The 18,394-nt window shown below is 73.5% G+C and carries 20 protein-coding genes and 1 pseudogene; 12 read left to right on the top strand and 9 right to left on the bottom strand.

Annotation, left to right across the window (positions count from 1 at the left end; all coding sequences use genetic code 11):
• Positions 1-16: 16 nt before the first annotated feature.
• The 5 genes and pseudogenes from PZB77_RS14720 to PZB77_RS14700 form a co-directional block, all read right to left on the bottom strand.
• The gene (locus PZB77_RS14720; protein ID WP_275493048.1) at positions 17-790 is read right to left on the bottom strand and encodes a class I SAM-dependent methyltransferase; all 774 of its coding nucleotides are present in this window, start codon (positions 788-790) and stop codon (positions 17-19) included.
• An 88-nt stretch (positions 791-878) separates the two neighbouring features.
• Positions 879-1,706 carry an alpha/beta hydrolase gene (locus PZB77_RS14715; protein ID WP_275493047.1) on the bottom strand — a complete coding sequence of 276 codons (828 nt, stop codon included), beginning with the start codon at positions 1,704-1,706 and terminating at the stop codon, positions 879-881.
• 303 nt (positions 1,707-2,009) lie between these two features.
• A complete protein-coding gene (locus PZB77_RS14710; RefSeq protein ID WP_275493046.1) occupies positions 2,010-4,031 on the bottom strand; it encodes an NAD(P)-binding protein in 2,022 nt (673 codons plus the stop codon).
• Between the two features lie 88 nt (positions 4,032-4,119).
• Complete coding sequence (locus tag PZB77_RS14705; protein WP_275496293.1) at positions 4,120-4,383, bottom strand: hypothetical protein; 264 nt, start codon at positions 4,381-4,383, stop codon at positions 4,120-4,122.
• A 169-nt stretch (positions 4,384-4,552) separates the two neighbouring features.
• Positions 4,553-4,882 (bottom strand): annotated as a pseudogene (locus tag PZB77_RS14700) (hypothetical protein); the annotation flags it as partial.
• Between the two features lie 415 nt (positions 4,883-5,297).
• On the opposite strand from PZB77_RS14700, the gene PZB77_RS14695 reads away from it, so the two are divergent.
• Entirely contained in the window at positions 5,298-6,371 is a 1,074-nt protein-coding gene (locus PZB77_RS14695; RefSeq protein WP_275493045.1) for a helix-turn-helix domain-containing protein, read from the top strand.
• Positions 6,372-6,547: 176 nt separating this feature from the next.
• On the opposite strand, the gene PZB77_RS14690 is transcribed toward PZB77_RS14695, so the two are convergent.
• Entirely contained in the window at positions 6,548-7,003 is a 456-nt protein-coding gene (locus PZB77_RS14690) for a TerB family tellurite resistance protein (RefSeq protein WP_275493044.1), read from the bottom strand.
• Between the two features lie 338 nt (positions 7,004-7,341).
• On the opposite strand from PZB77_RS14690, the gene PZB77_RS14685 reads away from it, so the two are divergent.
• From PZB77_RS14685 to PZB77_RS14665, 5 genes are all read left to right on the top strand, one after another.
• On the top strand, positions 7,342-7,710 hold the full coding sequence (locus PZB77_RS14685) for a BlaI/MecI/CopY family transcriptional regulator (RefSeq protein ID WP_275496072.1): 369 nt from the start codon (positions 7,342-7,344) through the stop codon (positions 7,708-7,710).
• Positions 7,711-7,723: 13 nt separating this feature from the next.
• Positions 7,724-8,725 carry a M56 family metallopeptidase gene (locus PZB77_RS14680; protein ID WP_275493043.1) on the top strand — a complete coding sequence of 334 codons (1,002 nt, stop codon included), beginning with the start codon at positions 7,724-7,726 and terminating at the stop codon, positions 8,723-8,725.
• Between the two features lie 89 nt (positions 8,726-8,814).
• Positions 8,815-9,288 (top strand): hypothetical protein, encoded by a 474-nt coding sequence (locus tag PZB77_RS14675; RefSeq protein WP_275493042.1) that lies wholly within the window; start codon positions 8,815-8,817, stop codon positions 9,286-9,288.
• A gap of 56 nt (positions 9,289-9,344) precedes the next feature.
• Entirely contained in the window at positions 9,345-9,638 is a 294-nt protein-coding gene (locus PZB77_RS14670; protein WP_275496071.1) for a transposase, read from the top strand.
• A gap of 354 nt (positions 9,639-9,992) precedes the next feature.
• Entirely contained in the window at positions 9,993-10,592 is a 600-nt protein-coding gene (locus PZB77_RS14665) for a hypothetical protein (RefSeq protein ID WP_275493041.1), read from the top strand.
• Between the two features lie 158 nt (positions 10,593-10,750).
• Here the strand turns inward: PZB77_RS14665 and PZB77_RS14660 are convergent, their stop codons facing one another.
• The gene (locus PZB77_RS14660) at positions 10,751-12,037 is read right to left on the bottom strand and encodes a cation:proton antiporter (RefSeq protein WP_275493040.1); all 1,287 of its coding nucleotides are present in this window, start codon (positions 12,035-12,037) and stop codon (positions 10,751-10,753) included.
• A 2-nt stretch (positions 12,038-12,039) separates the two neighbouring features.
• The gene (locus tag PZB77_RS14655; protein ID WP_275493039.1) at positions 12,040-12,510 is read right to left on the bottom strand and encodes a TrkA C-terminal domain-containing protein; all 471 of its coding nucleotides are present in this window, start codon (positions 12,508-12,510) and stop codon (positions 12,040-12,042) included.
• 181 nt (positions 12,511-12,691) lie between these two features.
• On the opposite strand from PZB77_RS14655, the gene PZB77_RS14650 reads away from it, so the two are divergent.
• Positions 12,692-13,687: a polysaccharide deacetylase family protein gene (locus PZB77_RS14650; protein WP_327268911.1), complete on the top strand. Its 996-nt coding sequence runs from the start codon at positions 12,692-12,694 to the stop codon at positions 13,685-13,687.
• 163 nt (positions 13,688-13,850) lie between these two features.
• On the opposite strand, the gene PZB77_RS14645 is transcribed toward PZB77_RS14650, so the two are convergent.
• Complete coding sequence (locus PZB77_RS14645; protein ID WP_275493038.1) at positions 13,851-15,212, bottom strand: helix-turn-helix transcriptional regulator; 1,362 nt, start codon at positions 15,210-15,212, stop codon at positions 13,851-13,853.
• Positions 15,213-15,513: 301 nt separating this feature from the next.
• Between PZB77_RS14645 and PZB77_RS14640 the strand changes: the two genes are divergently transcribed.
• The 5 genes from PZB77_RS14640 to PZB77_RS14620 all read left to right on the top strand — a co-directional run bounded on the left by PZB77_RS14640 (position 15,514) and on the right by PZB77_RS14620 (position 18,375).
• Positions 15,514-16,056: a hypothetical protein gene (locus PZB77_RS14640; RefSeq protein WP_275493037.1), complete on the top strand. Its 543-nt coding sequence runs from the start codon at positions 15,514-15,516 to the stop codon at positions 16,054-16,056.
• Positions 16,057-16,207: 151 nt separating this feature from the next.
• Positions 16,208-16,624 carry a Tat pathway signal sequence domain protein gene (locus PZB77_RS14635; RefSeq protein WP_275493036.1) on the top strand — a complete coding sequence of 139 codons (417 nt, stop codon included), beginning with the start codon at positions 16,208-16,210 and terminating at the stop codon, positions 16,622-16,624.
• Positions 16,621-17,301, top strand: a complete 681-nt coding sequence (locus tag PZB77_RS14630; RefSeq protein WP_275493035.1) for a class F sortase — start codon at positions 16,621-16,623, stop codon at positions 17,299-17,301. The genes PZB77_RS14635 and PZB77_RS14630 overlap by 4 nt, the downstream gene beginning before the upstream one ends.
• Complete coding sequence (locus PZB77_RS14625; RefSeq protein WP_275493034.1) at positions 17,298-17,816, top strand: RNA polymerase sigma factor; 519 nt, start codon at positions 17,298-17,300, stop codon at positions 17,814-17,816. Before PZB77_RS14630 ends, PZB77_RS14625 begins: the two co-directional genes overlap by 4 nt.
• Complete coding sequence (locus tag PZB77_RS14620) at positions 17,800-18,375, top strand: hypothetical protein (RefSeq protein WP_275493033.1); 576 nt, start codon at positions 17,800-17,802, stop codon at positions 18,373-18,375. Before PZB77_RS14625 ends, PZB77_RS14620 begins: the two co-directional genes overlap by 17 nt.
• The last annotated feature ends 19 nt before the right edge of the window (positions 18,376-18,394 follow it).

Raw genomic sequence — 18,394 nt, 5'->3', positions numbered from 1 at the left:
GCGTGTGCGCCCCGGCTCAGGCGGGGCGGCGGGCCAGCGTGATGATCTCGCGGCTCGCCCCCGTGACCGGGGTGCGGTCCCAGTCCCCGTACCGGCCCTCGATCTGGAAGCCCGCCCCGGCGAGGAGGCGGTCGAGCGACGTTTTGTCGAGGAAGCGCAGGCGCGAGCGGTCGGTGCGCAGGACGGCGGCGTCGGGGCCGGTGCTCGACGTGGTGGTCGTGAAGGTGACCACGCCGCCCTCCGTCACCGAAGCGACCTCGTGCGCGACCCGGAGCCGGCGGCCGGACGGGTCCTCGACGGTGGTGGCACGGTCCGGGCCCCACTCCTCCCAGGCGCGGGCCCGCGGGTGCCGGGTCTCGAAGGCGAAGAGCCCGCCGGGACGGAGGGCGGCGCGGACCGCGATCAGCGAGGCCCGCACCTCCTCGTCGGTCACCAGGCACTGGAAGGCGTGGCTCACCATCGTCGCCAGTGCGAACCCGGGCCGCCGCCCCTCTCCGCCTCCTCGTACCTCCGGCCGGTCCACGTCCGCCGCCGTGCCCTCGAACCACTCGACGTCGGTACGCCGACGGGCGCGGGCGAGGGCCGCCGGGTCCGGGTCCACCCCGACGAGACGGCCGGTGTGGCCGTGTTCCCGGGCGCGGGTGAGCATGGCGCCGGTGCCGCAGCCCACGTCCAGGACGGAGTCCGCGTCGTCGACCAGCGCCGTGTAGAAGGCGTCGGCGGGCCAGGCCCCCGGATCCCAGGGGCTCAGCACGTCGTACAGGGCTGCGGCGTCCGCGTCCGAGAACATGGGCCCAGTGTGACGGGGCGGCACGGGACGGCAGCGGCCGAGGAGCGGGGGCGGGTACGCGGTCCCGGCGCCGCCCGCCCCGGCGTGGTCACTTCGCGAGGAAGTCCAGCAGGTCCCGGTTGAACTTCTCCTTGTCACCCGGCACCAGTGCGATGCCGTGCGAGCCGCCCTCGTAGACCTTGAGGGTGGCGTCCTTCACCAGTTTCGCGGTCTTGCGGCCGGTGGCGTCGATCGGGACGATCTGGTCGTCGTCGCCGTGGACGACGAGGGTGGGGATGTCGAACTTCCTCAGGTCCTCGTGGAAGTCGGTGGACGCGAAGGCGTCGACGCAGGCGACTCCGCCCTCGATGGCCTCCGCCATCGCCATGAACCAGAAGGCGTCCTGGTTGCCCTGGGTGGCCTTGCTGCCCTCGCGGTCGGCCGAGTGGAAGCCCACGGCGGTGTCCTTCCAGAACTGCGAACGTTCCGTCAGGATGCCCTTCTTGATGTCGTCGAAGACGTTCTGCGGGACGCCCTCCGGGTTGTCCGGTCCCTGGAGCATCAGTGGGGTGATCGCGGAGAGCAGGACGGCCGACCTGATCCGTCCGGTGCCGTGCCGGCCGATGTACCGGGCCAGCTCCCCGCCCCCCATGGAGTGCGCGACCAGGGTCACGTCCCGCAGGTCGAGCTGGGTGAGCAGGTCGTCGAGGTCGTCGGCGAAGGTGTCGAAGTCGTACCCGTCCCACACCGGGGTGGAGCGGCCGTGGCCCCGGCGATCGTGGGCGATGCCGCGGAAGCCGGCGTCCGCGACGGCCTTCAGCTGGTCCTGCCAGGCGTCGCCGTTCAGGGGCCAGCCGTGGATGAAGACCACGGGCCGCCCCTGCCCCCAGTCCTTGTAGAAGATCTCTACTCCGTCACGTGTGGTGCAGACGGGCATGGGCTTCTCCCTCTCCTGCGGTCGTGCCGTGTGGGGACAACACAGCCCATTACGCCACGGGGGGAAACCGACGGGGAGCCGATGTCCGCCAATCGGGTGACGGGCGGGGGAGCCGTCCGGGTGGGGCCGTGTGTGGGGCCGTGTGTGGGGCCGTGTTTCACGTGAAACACGGCCCCACCGGTTGAGGGCACCACCGCGTCCGCAGAGACACGGCCCCGATCAGGACACGGCCCCGATCGGGTTCGGACACCACCGCGTCCGGTGGAACCCGGCGGACCAGGGTCTGGCACCGCCCGCGTCCGCTCAGCGCCGTACGGTCGTGGCCCGCTCCCTGCGCAACAGCTCGGCCAGCCCCCGCCGGGTGGCGGCGATCACCACCCGGTCGTCGGCCTGGAGCACGTAACCGGGCGGCAGGTCCCAGATGAGTCCGGAGGTGCCCTGCCGGGCGCCGGCTTCGTAGAGGGGCGCGGCGGCCAGGTCCGGTACACGCTCGACGGGCGGGGTGGTGTCCAGGGCCAGCACCCGCCAGGCGCCGGCCCGGAACGCCTGCGCGACGGTGTGGCCCTCCAGTTGCGGATGTCCGCCCACCACGAGGGCGGCGAAGAGCATCACCTTCCGCTCGACCGGTACGGCTCCGAGGATCTGCCGGCCCATCATCGCGACGGCGAAGGAGGGGGCGGCGAGGTGGGTCACCGAGCGGGAGCGGGTGGTGGCCTGCGGGTGCGCGGTGCGCAGGGTGCGGTAGACGACGGTCGCGAAGTCGTCGTCGTAGAGGCGCAGCGCGACCCGCAGGTCCGGCTTGATCGACCGGGCGTAGAGCGTTGCTTCCAGGTTGGTGGTGTCGATGCTGGTCAGCGCGAGCAGGGCGCGGGCCCGCCCGATCTTCGCCGCCTCCAGGACCCCCTCCTGGGTGACGTCGCCGATGACGGTCGGCACGTGCAGGGAGCGGGCCAGCGGGATGCCCCGGGCGTTCGGGTCCTCCTCGACGACGACCACGGGGATGCCGAGCTCGCGGAGGCGTACGAGGACCCGCGTGCCGATCTTGCCCAGGCCGAGCAGGACCACGTGACCGGAGAGGCCGCGCGGCGGGCGGCGGAGCGAGGAAGCGGTGCGCAGGGTGCCGAAGGCCTCCAGCACCGCCGCGATCAGCAGCGGGAGCAGCAGCAGTCCGGCCACCCCCGAGAGCAGCTGGATGATCTTGCGGGCGGAGGGCGCCGCGTCGTCCGCCGGGTCGCCCATGCCGAAGAGGTCGAGCAGCGTCAGGTAGACCGCGTGGAGTGCGCTGTCGCCGGTGGTCCGCACCGAGGCCACGGCCAGGGCGACCACCGCCACCGCGACCCCCAGCGCCGACCAGCGCAGCCGCCGGGAGAAGACCTGGCTCAAGGGGGCGCCCCTGCCGCCCATCCGGACGGCGGGCCGGTCGGGGGCCGCTCGGCTGACGGTCTCCAGGACGACCGTGCCGCGCCCGGTCGCCGCCGCCACGGACCGTTCGTCGGGCAGCAGGCGGGGGCCTTCGTCGCCGCTGGTGTCGGACCCCTCGGCGCCGGCCGGGTCGACGCTGGTGGCGGAGAGGAGTGCGAGGGTGCAGAGGCCGGGGTCGGCCCGCTCTCCGGGGCCGGGTGGCGTGCGTTCGACGGCCCGCAGCAGCAGACCCTCCGCCTGGACGACCTTGCTGCTGCCGGTCAGCGCGGTGGCGGCCAGGGCCGGGGCGACGGTGTCGGCGTCGGAGAGGACCGTGGTGCTCGCGTCCAGCGTGGCCGGGTCGAGACCGGGTGCGGCGACGGCTGCGGCCTGGTCGAGCAGGGTCTCCAGGTGGATACCGAGCTTGCGGTTGTAGAGGCGGATCACCAGCCGCAGGCGCGGATTGAGGCGCCGGGCGGTGAGCGCGGCCCGGATGTTGCGTTCGTCGTCCTCGTAGACGAGGGCGAGGGCGGCGGCCCGGTCGATGCCCGCCTCCACCAGGACGTCGTCGGAGAGTTCGGCCGCCTCCAGGATGAGGACGGACTCCACTCCGGCGTTGGTGTCGCTGTCACCCGACCCGACACCGTTCAGCGTGGTGGCGCCGGCGCCGTTGCGGCTCATCGCCGCCGACATCCGGCCGAACAGGGCGGAGGCGCGGTCCCGTTGGGTCATCGGGAGTTCGGGCTGCGTGGTGTCCGGATCGGCCGGGAGGATCAGGGTGACGCGTTCCCCGTAGACGTACCGCAGCTCCACGGCGAGCCGCCGGGCGAGCGCGTCGTCACCGCAGACGAGCATGTGGCCGGTGACGGGGGGCCGTTGGGGGCGCTGCGACTGCTGGGGGAGAGGGGACACGAAACCCAGCATGCCTTGCTCCTGACGGGTCGGTGGGGGAGTCGGTGATCTTCGCGACGGGCGCGGGACCTGGGGCCGGGGTGCCTGGACCGCCTGTGGTTCACCGGGCGGGGCGGGCTGCCCGTGGGGAGCGAGTAGCCGGGTGGTGCGGGCCGGGGCGGTGGGGGTGCGGGGTGGGACGGGGCCGTGCGGCGGGTCCGGCGTCGCGGTAGGCGTCGTACGGGGAGAGGCGGAAGAGCCCGTCCGCGTCGTACGGCGGCAGCCGGTGCGGCCCCTCCGCCCCGCGCGGGGAGATCCGGAGCGGCCCGACCGCGTCGGCGGATCCGTGGAGGAGGCGGACCCGGGTCCGCGCGTGGGGCGCCACCGGAGCGGCGCCCACCTCTGCGGGTGCGGCCCGCGGAGACGGCGGGCCGACGGCGGACGCCGGGCAAGGGGCGGAGGCGGAAGGGGCGGGCCCCGGGCAGGGGGGGAGGCGCCTGGTTTCGTGGCGGGGGTGACGAGCGGCGAAGGGCGAGACGCGTGAGAGCCGCGCTCACCACGGCCCAGGGGACGAGGAGCGAGCCCGCGAGGACCGTGAGGGCGAGGACGGCGCGGAGGGCGCCGGTGGTGCCGCTGTGGTGCAGGAGCAGCCTGCCGACGAGGCTGGTGGTCCAGGCGACGACCACCAGCAGGGAGACGGAGACGCTGACGGGGACACCGGCGAAACGCGTGGACGAGGTGTCCAGGTCGGCGTCGAAATCCTCCGGCGCCGCGGCCCCTGCCAGCACGGCGAGCCAGAAGCAGAGGACGACCACCAGGGCGGCGCCGAACAGGACGGCGGGAAACCCCGTGGCCGCGTAGAGGAATGCGTGCGTCGTACCCACCCCCGGCGGATGCGCGCGCCGTGCCCGGAGCACGCCACTTCCTCGGACGCGGCGCTCCGCCGGTACGGCACGGTGTCGTGGTCAGGCTGGTGATCGCGTTCCGTGCTCACGGGGCGGCAAGAACCGCGGCGGGTGATCGAGCGACCGAGCGGTCGGATGGCGGGAGGGGCGGGGCGGACCCGGAGCCGCGCCCCGTCGCCGGAGCCCGACAGCCGGGCCGTTCCCCCCGATTCCCCCGTATCCCCCCGTTGTTCCCCCGTGTGGTGCTGAACGGATCGTGCCATCCGGGAGGGGTTCCGCGCACTGCCGGAGTCCGGCAGTGCTGGAGGGGAGGAGTTGCCGGGTACCGGCACGCACGGCTGTGCGATACATATACACGCGCAAACCAACGGGGAGTTCGGGGAGGGGAAACACCATGGCGGAGCCGCGGATACCCGTGGAGGCGCTGGGCGACTACGTCCGGGTCCTGGCCGAAGTGGCGGAGACGGGGCGGCGGTTGACGCGCGAGGAGCTGGAGGACCGTCGTGCCCTGGGCCGTGCGGCCGCGGAGGCCGGTCACCAGCTGCGTGCCCTGGTCACCCTCCACCTCGCGACGACCCGGGCGCAGTGGCCGCAGACGGCGGCCGGCGGCGGCGCGGGCACGACGGACGCCGTGCTCGCCGCGGTGGAGCAGGCCGTGGACGCCTTCGCCGAGGGCTTCGAGCGGGCGCAGAGGCTGACGGTGCGCCGGGAGGAGGCGGCGCGGCGCGAGTTCATCGACGACCTGCTGTACGGGCGGAGCGATCTCGGCCGGCTCGCCGAGCGGGCCACCCGCTTCGGGCTGCGGCTCGCGCGGGCGCACGCCGTCGCCGTGGCCTCGGGTCCGGAGGCGTACACCGAGACGGACGCGGCGCCGCGCAAGGTGGAGGCGGCGATGCTGGCCCGGTTCAGCGGGCGGAAGATCCTGCTGACGACGAAGGACGGCCGCCTGGTCTGCATCGCCCCGGGCAGCCAGCCGGACGTGCTGCTCTACTTCGCCAAGCAGTCCCACGCGGCCACCGGAGGCGGACAGGTCGCGATCGGCCGCCCGCACCACGGGCCGGGCGGCGTCGTCCACTCCTACGACGAGGCGCTCGACGCCCTCGAACTGGCCCAGCGGATGGCGCTCGACGATCCGGTGCTGCACGCGGCCGATCTGCTGGTCTATCCGGTGCTGACCAGGGACCGGCAGGCCATGGCGGACCTGGTCCGCAGCCAGTTGGGCCCGCTCCAGAAGGCCCGGGGCGGTGCCGAACCGCTGCTGCTGACCCTCTCGGTGTACTTCGACGCGGGGTGCGTGGCGGCGGAGACGGCCCGCCGTCTCTCCCTCAGCGTCCGGGCCCTGACGTACCGGCTGGAGCGCATCCACCAGCTGACCGGCTCCGACCCGGCCGACCCGACGCACCGCTACACCCTGCAGACGGCGGTCATCGGCGCCCGGTTGCTGGACTGGCCCGCGAACGAACTCTGATCCCGCCCGGGCGAAGGCGGCGCGGGGGTGGGGCGGGTGAGCGGGAGGGGCGAGGACGGTGACGCCCCGGCCGTGGCGGGCCGGGGCGTGTCGTGGCGGGCCCGGACTCAGCCCGGGGGCGCCGGGCCCGGACTCTGCCCGGGGGCCGGGCGCGGGCCGGACAGGGGGCCGGTCGCTCAGAGGTCGAACTCGTGCGGCGGCAGGTCGAGCGCGTAGCACGCCTCCCGGACCACGGCCTGCTCCGACTTGTCGAAGTCGCCGTCGGCGCCACCGATGACGATGCCGATCTGGATGACCGCACGCGCCTCGGCCGGCTTCTTCTTGGCCTTGGCGATCTCCTGGAGCACGCTGACCTTGCCGAAGGCGAAGTCGGCGGTGAGCTTGTCGACGTACGCGTTGAAGCGGCGCTGGAGGTCGTCCGCCGGGAAGTTCCGCAGGACGTCGTTGCTCATGATCAGCTGGGCGACCCGCTGGCGCTCCGACGGGTCGATGGAGCCGTCGGCCGCCGAGACCAGGGCGCACATCGCCATGCTCGCGTCCCGGAACGCCCCGCTCTTCAGGTCGTTCTTCTTCGCCTCCAGCTGCGTCTGCATCGTCGAGGCGGATTCCTTGAGCCGGTCCCACAGGGCCATGACGTCTCCATACGTTGCTTCGTGGTGCGTTGCCTGAACCGAAGGGAACTCTACAGACGTGTAGAAGACGGTGCTCGACCCGGCGGGCTTTGCCCCCGCAAGGCGGCTCAGTAGGATGCGGCGATCGTGAGCAGGGCCCGGGCCGCCCCGCCGTGACTGCGAGAGCTCGCGCGAAGGGCGGACACCGGATGGACAACGCCGGACAGCACGAGGAGGTTCCGCCGGGCGTCGGCGCCCGGCCGGAGGAAGCCCTGCCGCAGAAGTTCCGGCCGGAGGAAGCCCGGCCGGAGGAGTCCCGGCCGGAGGAGGCCCGGCCGCGCAGGCGGGGGCAGGGCGAACTGGAGGCCCAGGTGCTCGCCGCGGTGCGGGCGGGCGCGGGGCCGGTGACGGCGGGCTGGGTGCGGGACCGCCTCGGAGGCGGGCTCGCCTACACGACCGTCATCACGATCCTCTCCCGCCTCCACGCGAAGAACGCGGTCACCCGCACCCGCGAGGGCCGCTCCTACACCTGGGCGAACGCCTCCGACGAGGCGGGCCTCGCCGCCCTGCGGATGCGCCGGGTGCTCGACGCGGAACGGGACCGGGAGGCCGTCCTCGCCCGCTTCGTCTCGGCGCTCACCCCCGGCGACGAGGAGCGCCTGCGCGCCCTGCTCTCCCGGGCCGCGCGGACCGGCCCGGACGCGGGCGACGCCTCGGAAGACCGATGACGAAGAGGGAACGATGGGCGTCTTCGTCTACCTGCCACTCGTCCTGCCGCTGACCGCGCTTCCCGTCGCGCGGCTCGCCGCCCACCATCTCCACCCGCGCAGCGCGACCCGGCTGCTGACCGCCGTCGGTACGACGCTCGCCCTCTGCAGCACCCTCTGCCTCGCCCTGCTGATGGTGGTCGGCACGGCCCAGCTCCCGGGCAACCCGCTGCCCGACGGCTGGTCGGACCCCGAGGTGCGGGCCGCGCTGCCGTACGAGGACCGGACGGGCCTGCCGGCGATCGGCGTCCTGGGCGTGGTGGTGGCCGGCTGCGCGGCGACGCTCGTCCGCCATGTCCGTACCCGGGTCGCCGCGGCCCGGGCGCTGGAGGCGTCGGGGCCGGTGGACGAGCACGGGGTGAGCGTGGTCGACTCCCCCACCCCGTACGCGTACGCGCTGCCGGCCGGCCCCGGACGTGCCGGCCGGACGACCCGTCCGGGCGGTACGGACGGGCCGGGCCGGGCAGGTGGTACGGGCCGGGTGGTCGTCTCCACCGGCCTGCTCGGCCGTCTCGAACCGCCCGAGCAGCAGGCCCTCTTCGCCCACGAGCGGGCCCATCTGGCGGGGCGCCACCACCGCTCCCTGCTGCTGACCCAACTCGCCGCGCGCGCCAACCCGTTCCTGATCCCGCTCCGTACGGCGGTGGCGTACAGCACCGAGCGGTGGGCCGACGAGGAGGCCGCCCGGGCGGTCGGCAGCCGCCGGGTGGTGGCGCGGGCCGTGGGCAAGGCGGCGCTGGGCCCGGCCCGTCCACCCGTCGAGGGGCCGGCCGCCTTCGCGGCGGGAGGCCCGGTACCGCGCCGGGTCGCCGCCCTCCTCGACGCGGCCCCGCCCACCCGCTTCTGGCCCCCGGCCTCGGCCCATCTGCTGCTGGCCGCGCTGACGGCGACGGCGGGCACCACCGCCTCGGCCCTCTCGTCGGTGAACGCCACGGTCGCGCTGGTACGCATCCTGCACGCGGCGACCCCGCTCTAGGACTTGTCCGGGCGATCTCCGAGGCAACGGCGCCCCACACCCGTGAATCTCGTTGTCGAAGGTCTCGTCGAGTGATGTAGAAGGGCGGCATGGACACCGCCGTACTCGAGCAGATGCTGGACGAGACCTTCGATCACGCTGTCGTGCACCACGGATACACCAACTACATGCGCGACTACGAGGTCATCGTCTACGCGACGGCTGATCCCAGTACCGGCATCGTGCCGTCCCACCTGCGGTATCTCTTCCGGTACTGCGTTGAGGCCCGGTGTGAGACCTCAGTGCCGGCGGAGACCTGGCGGGTCTCCTTGGACGACCGGCTCATCGACCACCAGTCCGGTGCCGGCCTCGACGGATACGTCTGGGGCGTGAAGTGGCACGCCCTGTACCCGGGAGCCGAACTCCTTCCTGAGTCCAAGGCGACCCACCGCTGGTCGAAGGCTCTCGGAATCGATTTTCATGAGGTGCGCATGGAAACCAACGCGCACAAGGTGACCTTGCTCTTCTCGGACCTTCGGGTGAGCGAGGTCCCGGTCGGATACGCACCGTTCGTCACGGAGTAGGGATCAGGACTCGTGTGATCTTGGGACTGCCGTCTGTCCGGGTCGTTCTTCCGGTCATGGGGCGGGGTGGTCCGAGTGATGCTGCGTGGGAACGGCTGCGGCCGTTCCTGCCGGTCAGCAACAGGCGGTGTGGCCGGTGGCGCGACCACCGGCAGGTGATCGACGGGACTCCGCACCGCGTGCGGACCGGCGCGCAGTGGCGTGAGCCGCCCGAACGGTTCGGGCCTTGGAAGCGGGCCGTCAACCGGCTCGAGCAGCACCGAGCGGTGGCCACCCGCTGTGACAAGCGCCGGTACGTCCACCTCGGAACCGCAACCGTCGCAGCCCTCACGATCTGGCTCCGCACGTGATCGCCCGGACAAGTCCTGGGCGGCGGTCCGTGCGCCGGTTCACGCCGGACGACCCGCGGGTCGGGTGAAGGCGGCGCGCCGTGTGCGGTACACAACTGTTGCTCTGTACGGGAACGATGACGGCGGTGTCGTGGGTCCAGGACTTCCGGGCGAGCGGGCCTCCTGCGGGTTCATAGTGATCACACAGCGAGCCCCACGCAGGTCCCGCGGCCTGTCGCACGGGGGTCCCGCAGCAGGCTCCGCAACTTGCCGCACCGCACGGCGCACCGCATGTCCCACGCAGGTCCCACCGCAGATCACCGGCTTACCGAGGAGACGTCTCTCCGCGGACGCCCTTCCCACGGGAGCACTCACATGGCCTCGGCCCTCCGTACCAAGACCGCCGTCCTCGTCGCCGCCGCTGTCGCGAGCACCCTGCTCCTCACCGCCTGTCAGGGCAGCGACTCGGACGACGCGGCCTCGGACACCGGCGCCAAGGACGCGGGCAGCAGCGCCCCGGCGGCTCCCTCGGCGTCGGCCCCGGCCGAGCAGGACGCCCCGTCCGCCACCCCGGCCGCTTCCGACGGCGGCAGCACCAGCGGCAGTGGCAGCGGCGGCGGCAGCACCAGCGGTGGCAGCGCCACCTCGGGCGGGGACACGGCCTCGGACGAACCGGAGACGGTGATCGAGGGCATCGACCAGGGCAAGGGCGTCAACGGCACCTGGAACGGGAAGGTGCGCTTCCTCGCCCCCGGCAAGTACACCGTGGTCCGCCCGGACGGCGTCGAGCAGCAGTTCTTCGTCTCCGAGGACACGGACATCGAGGGCACCGGAGACATCTGCGGCGTGGAGGGCGGCCAGGCGGCGATGCCGTGCAGCGAGGAGATGCTGGAGGCCGCGACCAAGGGCGACGGCGTCGCTGCCGAGGTCGTCGTCGCGAACGGCATCGCCAAGAGCATCGTCGACAACCGCTGACGCACACGGCGCACGGCGCCCGCCACAACGCACCGCGCACCGGGCACCGCGCACCACGCCACGAGGTCTCCCGCTCTCCCGTCCTGGCAGCCGTCGGCCGCTCCGGGACGAGGAGGAAAGGGAGACCTCGTGGTGTTACGGGGTGGCGCCGCAGGGCGTCAGTCGCGGCCCTCGCCGACGTGCTCGGGCGTGAGGTCGTCGTGGGTGGGCCGCACGGCCGCCGCGGTGGCCGTCCTGGACTCCCGCACAGGACCGGTGCCGCTCCCGCTGCTGCCGGCACCGGCGCCGCCACCGCGCATCGCCTTGAGCCGGGTGACGACCGGTTCGGTCCAGCGGGCGGTGAGCGGGCCGAGGATGACCAGGATCAGCACGTAAGCGGTGGCGATGGGCCCGATGCGCGGCTCGGTCGCCACGGCCAGGCCCGCGATGACGATGGAGAACTCGCCGCGTGCCACGAGCGTGCCACCGGCACGCCACCGGCCGCGCGACTTGATGCCGGCGCGACGGGCCGCGTACCAGCCGGTGAAGACCTTGGTCAGCAGGGTGACGATGGCGAGCAGCGCGGCCGGGAGCAGGACCGGCGGGATGTCGGCCGGGTTGGTCGAGAGACCGAAGAAGACGAAGAAGACCGCGGCGAAGAGGTCCCGCAACGGTGTCAGCAGCTTGCGTGCCCCTTCGGCGACCTCGCCGGAGAGCGCGATGCCGACGAGGAACGCGCCCACGGCAGCCGAGACCTGGAGTTCCTGCGCCAGCCCGGCGACGAGCACGGTCAGGCCGAGGACGACGAGGAGCAGCATTTCCGGGTTGTCGGAGGAGACGGCCCGGCTGATGAGGCGGCCGTGGCGCAGGGCCAGGTAGAGGACGAAGCCGACGGTCCCGAGCGCGATCAGCAGCGCGATGCTGCCGCCGGCGAGGCCGACCCCGGCGACCATGGCGGTCAGCAGCGGCAGGTAGACCGCCATCGCCAGGTCCTCGATGACGAGGACGCCGAGGATGACCGGCGTCTCGCGGTTGCCGAGACGGCCGAGGTCCGTCATCACCTTGGCGATCACGCCGGACGAGGAGATCCAGGTGACCCCGGCCAGTGCGACGGCCCCGGCGGGACCCCAGCCGAGGATCAGCGCGGCGACCGCACCGGGGGTGGCGTTGAGGACGAAGTCGACGAGGCCGGAGGGGTACTGCGTCTTGAGGCTCGTGACCAGTTCGGAGGCGCTGTACTCGAGTCCGAGGAGGAGCAGCAGCAGGATCACGCCTATTTCGGCGCCGACCGCGGTGAACTCCTCACTGGCCCCCAGCGGCAGCAGCCCGCCCTCGCCGAACGCCAGACCTGCCAGGAGGTAGAGGGGGATCGGCGAGAGACCTATCCGGCCGGCGAACCGCCCGATGATCCCCAGCCCGAGAATGACGGAGCCCAGCTCCACCAGCAGTGCGGTCATGTCGTGCACGATCAGCCCTCCGCAATGATCTCGGAGAGCGCGTCGACGCCCTCACGCGTACCCACCGCGACGAGCGTGTCGCCGATGGCCAGCCGGAAGTCGGGCCCCGGCGAAGGGTGCGCACTGTGGGTCCGCAGCACCGCCACGATCGACGCCCCCGTACGGGTCCTCGCCTGCGTGTCCCCCAACACCCTTCCCCCGTACGGCGAACGCGCCCCGAGCGGAATGTGCTCGGTGACGAGGTCGATGCCCTCCGTCCGTACGGCGTCGATGGGCGCGGCATCGATGAGATGGGCCAGCGCGGTCGCCTCGTGGGTCGTCAGGGGTACGGAGAGCCGGCACGAATCTGGGTCGTCCTGCTCGTAGAACCCGATGAACCGGCGCCCGTCGTGGTGGACGACGACGGAGATGTGCTGGCCCGTCGCGGTGGTGAAGTCGTACTGAGCCCCTACTCCGGGCAGCGTGGTGCGGCGGGTTCCCATGACTTCCTCCCGAGTGGGACGCCGACGCGCGGACGCCCATGACAGCTCTTGGTGATCTCTTTACCTTTCCTTACCTTAACGCGATCCATACGCGTGACCGGGAACCGGGGGAAGGGCCCGGGCGTACGGGGCAGGATCAATCCGCTGTCTCGGGCGGGGGAACGAGCCGCAGACTGCGGACATGAAGGACGACAACCGCACTTCCCGGGCCGCCGTGGACGCGGCCACCACCCGTGGCGCCGGTGCGGCCCGTGTCACCGACGCCGGTACCGGGGCGGCCGCGCGGTCGCCCCGGCCGGGAGCCATGCTCGGACACCCCTCACAGGCCCGCCTGTTGCTCGTCAACTGCGACGACTTCGGCATGTATCCAGCGATCAACGAGGCGGTGATCGAATCGGTCGAGCAGGGCATCGCGGGATCGTGCAGTCTGATGGTGCCGTGTGCGGCCGCACCCGACGCGATGCGACGGCTGGAAAGGCGGCCGGAGATCTCGTTCGGGGTGCACCTCACGATGGTCTGCGAAATGCCGGACCGTCCGTGGGGCCCGGTGGCGGCGAAGGAGAGCGTGCCGTCCCTGCTCGACCCGGCGGGCAGGCTCTTCGCTCCCACCCCCGCCGGTCGCGCGGCCCTCCTCGCCCAGGCGCGGATCGAGGAGGTCGAGCGGGAGTTCCGGGCCCAGATCGACACCGTCGCCGACGCCGGGCTCGCCCCCACCCACCTGGACTTCCACTGCCTGGCGGACGGCGGGCGCGACGACGTCTTCGACCTCACCGTGTCACTGGGCGCCGAGTACGGGCTCGCCGTACGCGCCTGGCTCGCGCCCGCTCGCCGGATGCTGGCGGAGCGCCGACTCCCCTGCAGCGAGAACGACTTCCTGGACAGCTACCGCCTCCCCCTCGACGAGAAGCCCGCCCGGTACGCCCAGCTCCTGCGCGACCTGCCACCCGGCCTCAACGAGTGGGCGATCCACCCGAGCACCGGGGCCCCGGAGTCCCGGGCGATCGACGACGGCTGGCGCGTACGGCGCACGGACTACGAGTTCCTGGTCTCGCCGGAGGCCCGGACGGTGCTGGCCGAGGAGGGCATCCGGCTGGTCGGCTACGCGGAGGTGCAGCGGGTCTGGCGGAGGGGGGTCCCGGCGGTCGCCTCAGGTGTCGGGGCGCGGCCGCGGGTGTGAGGAGCGCGGGCGTACGCGGCGGGGGCGCGGGCGCATGCGGCGCGCACCCGCTCCTGAGCGGGTGCCGATGAGGGCCTCGGGGGCCCGTTCCCGCCCGCCGGACGCGACCGCGCACCGGCCTTCCGGCTGCCCCTGACGCCGTGCCCGCACTCCGCCCCACCCGTCACCCGCTCGCGGAAGCACCCGCGGCCGCGCCCACCCCTGTCGCCAGGCGGCTCTCCGCCCGGGTGCGCAGCTCCTCGACGCCCGGGATCTTGCGGTACTTGTCCAGCCGGGTGCGCATGTCCTCGGCGGCCTCGGTGACCTTGACGGAGCGGATGCCGTCCGCGCAGTCGAGGAAATCGGTCCAGGTGGCGAGGGCGGCGTCGAGGTGGCCCCGGCGGAGGTGGATCTGGCCGAGGTCGGCGAGGACGATGGCGCGGCTGCGGCGGCGGTCGATGCCGTGGATCTCCAGGGATTCGCGGAGGTGGCCGGAGGCGCTGTCGAGGTCGCCGAGGCGGGCGAGGATCATCCCGGAGTGGTGGGCCCAGCGGCCGATGCTGAAGTGCGAGGCCCAGGATTCGCCGGGGGTCGGGTCGGGGTTCTTCTCGATCGCGGACTGGGCGGCGGTGAGGGCCCGGGTGGCGAGGCGGTGGTCACCGTCGAGGGCGGCGGCGTCCGCCAGGGTGGTCTGGTAGTACGAGATCGCGCGCGGGTCGTCCAGGGCCTTCGCGGTGTCGACACAGCGTTCGGAGAGGCGCAGCGCCACGGCGCCGTACTTCGGCCCGAGGTCGATCGCCTGAACGGCCAGTCCCCGTAGCGCTGTCGCGGAGAGTTCGGGTTCGCCGGCGGCGACGGCGAGGGCGTGCGCGTGGGCGTAGTACTGCTGGGCCATGCCCTGGTTGCCCTCGTCCTGGGCCATCCAACCCGCCAGGTGCACGAGTTGGGAGGTCGCGGCGAACAACTCGACGCCGATCGCCTCGGTGTAGGTGCCGTCGAGCCAGGGGGCGACGTCCTCGGTGAGGTAGCGGACGGCGAGGTGGCGGGCGTGGCCACCGCCGAGTTCGGCGGCGCTGTCGCCGAGGGCACGGGTCATCTGCCGTACGGCGGCCACCTCGCCGGAGCCGACCCGTACGCCGCCGGCGCGGTTGGTCCGGCGGGTGACGCTCTCGGGGTCGGGCAGGTTCAGAGCGCCCAGAGCGTGGGCGCCCGAGGCGGCCAGGAAGTTTCGCCGAAGCACGTCGTTCCTCCCCAACTCGACTACTGACGCCACGGTATCGAGGCCCGCAAGGGAGCGAGAGGCACTTCGTTGAGCGGGTACGGAGGGCACCGGCGCGGTGTCCAGGCCGAGTACTTCGGCGATGTAGGGGAGCCAGTAGTCGGGCTTCCGGCGGCCGGCCATCCAGCGCCGGACCGACTGGCGGTCGAGGCCGTTGGGTCCCCGTCCCTCGGCGATTCCCAGCTCACGGGCGAGTTTGGTCGGCCCCCAGCCACGTGCCGCGCACGCCTGGCGGATCAACTCGCCGATCTCCGGGGATTCGGGCACCTTGCGCTCACTCCTTCACCAGGGCGGTCCGCCCGGCCTGGCCTACGCGGGACTACAGGGGGCCCACAGCCTGGCATCTCCTCACTGTGTGTGTTCACACGTTCACTGAAAGGCATCCCTCCGGGAGTTCAGATCCACCCTTCACGATGAAAGAGGTGAGTCCGCAATGAGCTCAGCCAGCGGCACCGACGGAACCAGTGGGACGAGCGGAACGGGCGCGACGAGCAGGACGGGCAGAACGAGCGGGACCAGTGGGACGAGTGGAACGGGCGGGTCGGGCAGGTCCGGCAGGTCGGTCGGAGTGAACCGGACGGGCGGGGCCGGCGAGGACGGCGAGGGGGCGTACGGGGCGGCCTGCGGCAGTGCGGTGTACGGCGGCCCGGCACCCTACGGCGGCCCGGTGTACACCGCCGCGCCGGCGTACACCGCCGGCCCGGGGACGTACGGCGTCGCTCCGTACGACGGCGGGACGGCCGGTGGTCCGGGTGGCGGCGGGGTGCCGATGAGCCGGGCGGAGCTGGCCGCCGATGTGCGGCTGGCGCTCGACCTGGCCCGGGGGCGGGCGACGGGTGAGGCGGCGGACGCCCTGCGGGCCCGGCTCCGCCGTGCGATCGTCGCCTTCGCGCCGCAGGCCGACGCGTACGCCGCTCAACTCGCCGACTCGCGGGCGCGGGAGATCGTCACGCACATGGTCTGCCACGCCTGGGCCGTCGCGCAGGATCCGGGGCAGGACCCGGCCGTCAACCTGAGGCTGTTGGCGAAGGCCGTGGACCATCTCGCCCGGTACGCGGCGGCCGCGCGCCACATGGCTCCGGTGGACGGCGAGCAGTCGGGGGCCTGTTGAGCACCTGTCGCCGTCGCTGCGGCGGGTGTGAGCCGACCGCGACGCGACTTTGCCATTCCTTTACAACCTGAGGTGCTGCTGCCTCGTCTCTCCGCACGTTCCGTATCCCGGCCCGCCCCTGCGGCGGGCCGACGACGAAGGAGAGCCGATCATGCGCCGATTCAACAGAAGTGCGCTGGCCACGCTGGGAGTTGCCTGCGTCGCCGTGCTCGCGGTGGGTGCCGGACCGGCCCTCGCGGACGACCCGCAGCCGGCCACGACCGCCTCCCGGACCCCGTCCGCCGCCCCCACCAGGGAAGCGACCGAGGCCCCCGCCCAGGAACCTGCCGCGACGCCGGCCGCCACCGAGCCGCCGAGCACGGCACCGACCTCGGCGCCGCGCCCCGTGCCCACCTCGGACGACCAGGTGTCCGTAGTGCCGTCCGGTGCTCCCGACACCGGTTCGTCCGCGGCGGAGCAGGGGGAGGGGAGCAGCGGAGTGCTGCTCGGCGGGGGTGGTGCCGCCGTGGTGCTGGCGGGTGGCCTGGCGGTGTACGTCGTACGGCGTCGGCGGGCGACCGGGGCGTGACCTCGTACTCCAGGCGGGCCTTCGGGGCGGCCGCCGCGGCCGCCCTGCTGGCCGGCTGCCGCCCCGGGGCCGGGACCGGCGACGGGGCCGGGGGGCGGCCCGACGGCGGGAGCACCGCCACCACCGCGCCTCCCCGCCCCGGGGTGACGCCGACGGCGGCTCCCGCGGGGGAGGTGGCCCGGTCGGTGCCGCTCCGGCTGGAGATCCCGGCGATCGGGGTGGACACTCCGCTCGTACGGCTGGGACTTGAGGCGGACGGCACGGTGGAGGTGCCCGCGATCACGGCACACGACCGGGCGGGCTGGTACGTGCACGGGCCCGCTCCGGGCCAGGCCGGTCCGGCGGTGATCCTGGGGCATGTGACGGTCGGGCCGTACGGTGACGGGGTGTTCCGGCACCTCGGCCGGCTGCGCACGGGGGACCGGGTCGTGACGCGCCTGAAAGACGGTACGACGGTGGAGTTCGCGGTCTCGGCCACCCGGACGGTGGCGAAGGCCCACTTCCCGACCGAGGAGGTCTACGGCAACGTGGAGCGGCCGGAGTTGCGGCTCATCACCTGCGGCGGAGCCCGTACCGGTGACGGCGGCTACCAGGACAACGTGATCGTCTTCGCCACCCTGGCAGAGTCGTCCCCGGCGGGGCCGGATGCGGCGCACCCGAACCCGGGAGACCGGTGAAGCGGGCGCGCGCGGGGGGCGACCGGCGCGGCGGGCAGGACCAGGCTGCCTCGGAACTCTTCGCCGTCCTCTATCCGCGCCTCGCCGGGTGGTGCCGTCGGCTGGTCGACGACGACGGGACGGCGCACGAGATCGCCTCGGAGGCGTTCACCCGGCTCTGGGCGCGGTGGACCTCGGTGGAGGAGCCGGGCGGGTTCCTCTACGTCACCGCCGCCAATCTCGTACGCGACCACTGGCGCAAGCTGGAGCGTGAACGCCGGGCCGTCCGCCGGGTGGTGACCGAGACGGCCGTCGTCGGCCACGCCGAGCAGGCCGATCCGTCGGTGCGGATGCTGGTGCAGTCGTTGCCCGAACGGTTGCGGGTGCCGATCCTGTTGCATTACTACGCGGACATGCCGATCCGGGAGGTGTCCGCGCTGACCGGGCGGAAGGAAGGGACCGTCAAGGCCGACCTCCACGCGGCCCGCGAACTGCTCCGCGCCCATCTGAGGAGAAGCCTTGATCACACGCGTTGACGAGGAGCCGGAGTTCGAACCCGACGACCCTCTCGCCGTCATCCTGCGCCCCACCCACGACCGTCTCGGGCCGCCCCCGGGCCGGTACGAGGAGATCCGCCGCAGCGCGGCCGGCCGGAGGTACCGCCGGACCGCCGCCGGGGTCGGCCTCGCGTGTGCGGTGGTGGGGCTGGCCGTGCTGCCGTTCCGCCTGGCGGCGGGACCGGACTCGCCGGGCACACCGGTGCTGCCCGCCTCCCCGGCCTCTCCCGTCCCCCCCACCCCGCCGACGACACCCCCGGCCACCCCCGCGCCGACCCCGCCGCCGTCGGCGACCGTGTCGCCCGGGGAGGAACCCACGACCGCGCGGGCGCCCACAGCGGAACCCATTCCTACGCGCTCCGATCCGGTGGCCGACCCGAGGGCGACCCGCGCTCCGTCCCCGTCCGCCGCCCGGACGGAGGACCCGGTCGGCTCCCCGTCCTCGGCCGTGCCGTCCCCGTCCCCCACCAGCCCTCGCCGTCAGGTTCCCGCCGACGCGGCCACGGTCGTCCCGAGCACCACTCCCACCCGCCGGTAGGGCGGGACAACCCTGAATG

The sequence above is a fragment of the Streptomyces sp. AM 2-1-1 genome, assembly GCF_029167645.1.
Classification (GTDB): Bacteria; Actinomycetota; Actinomycetes; order Streptomycetales; family Streptomycetaceae; genus Streptomyces.
The sequence above is the reverse complement of the archived record's forward strand: the minus strand, read 5'-3'. Positions and strand labels throughout refer to the sequence as shown.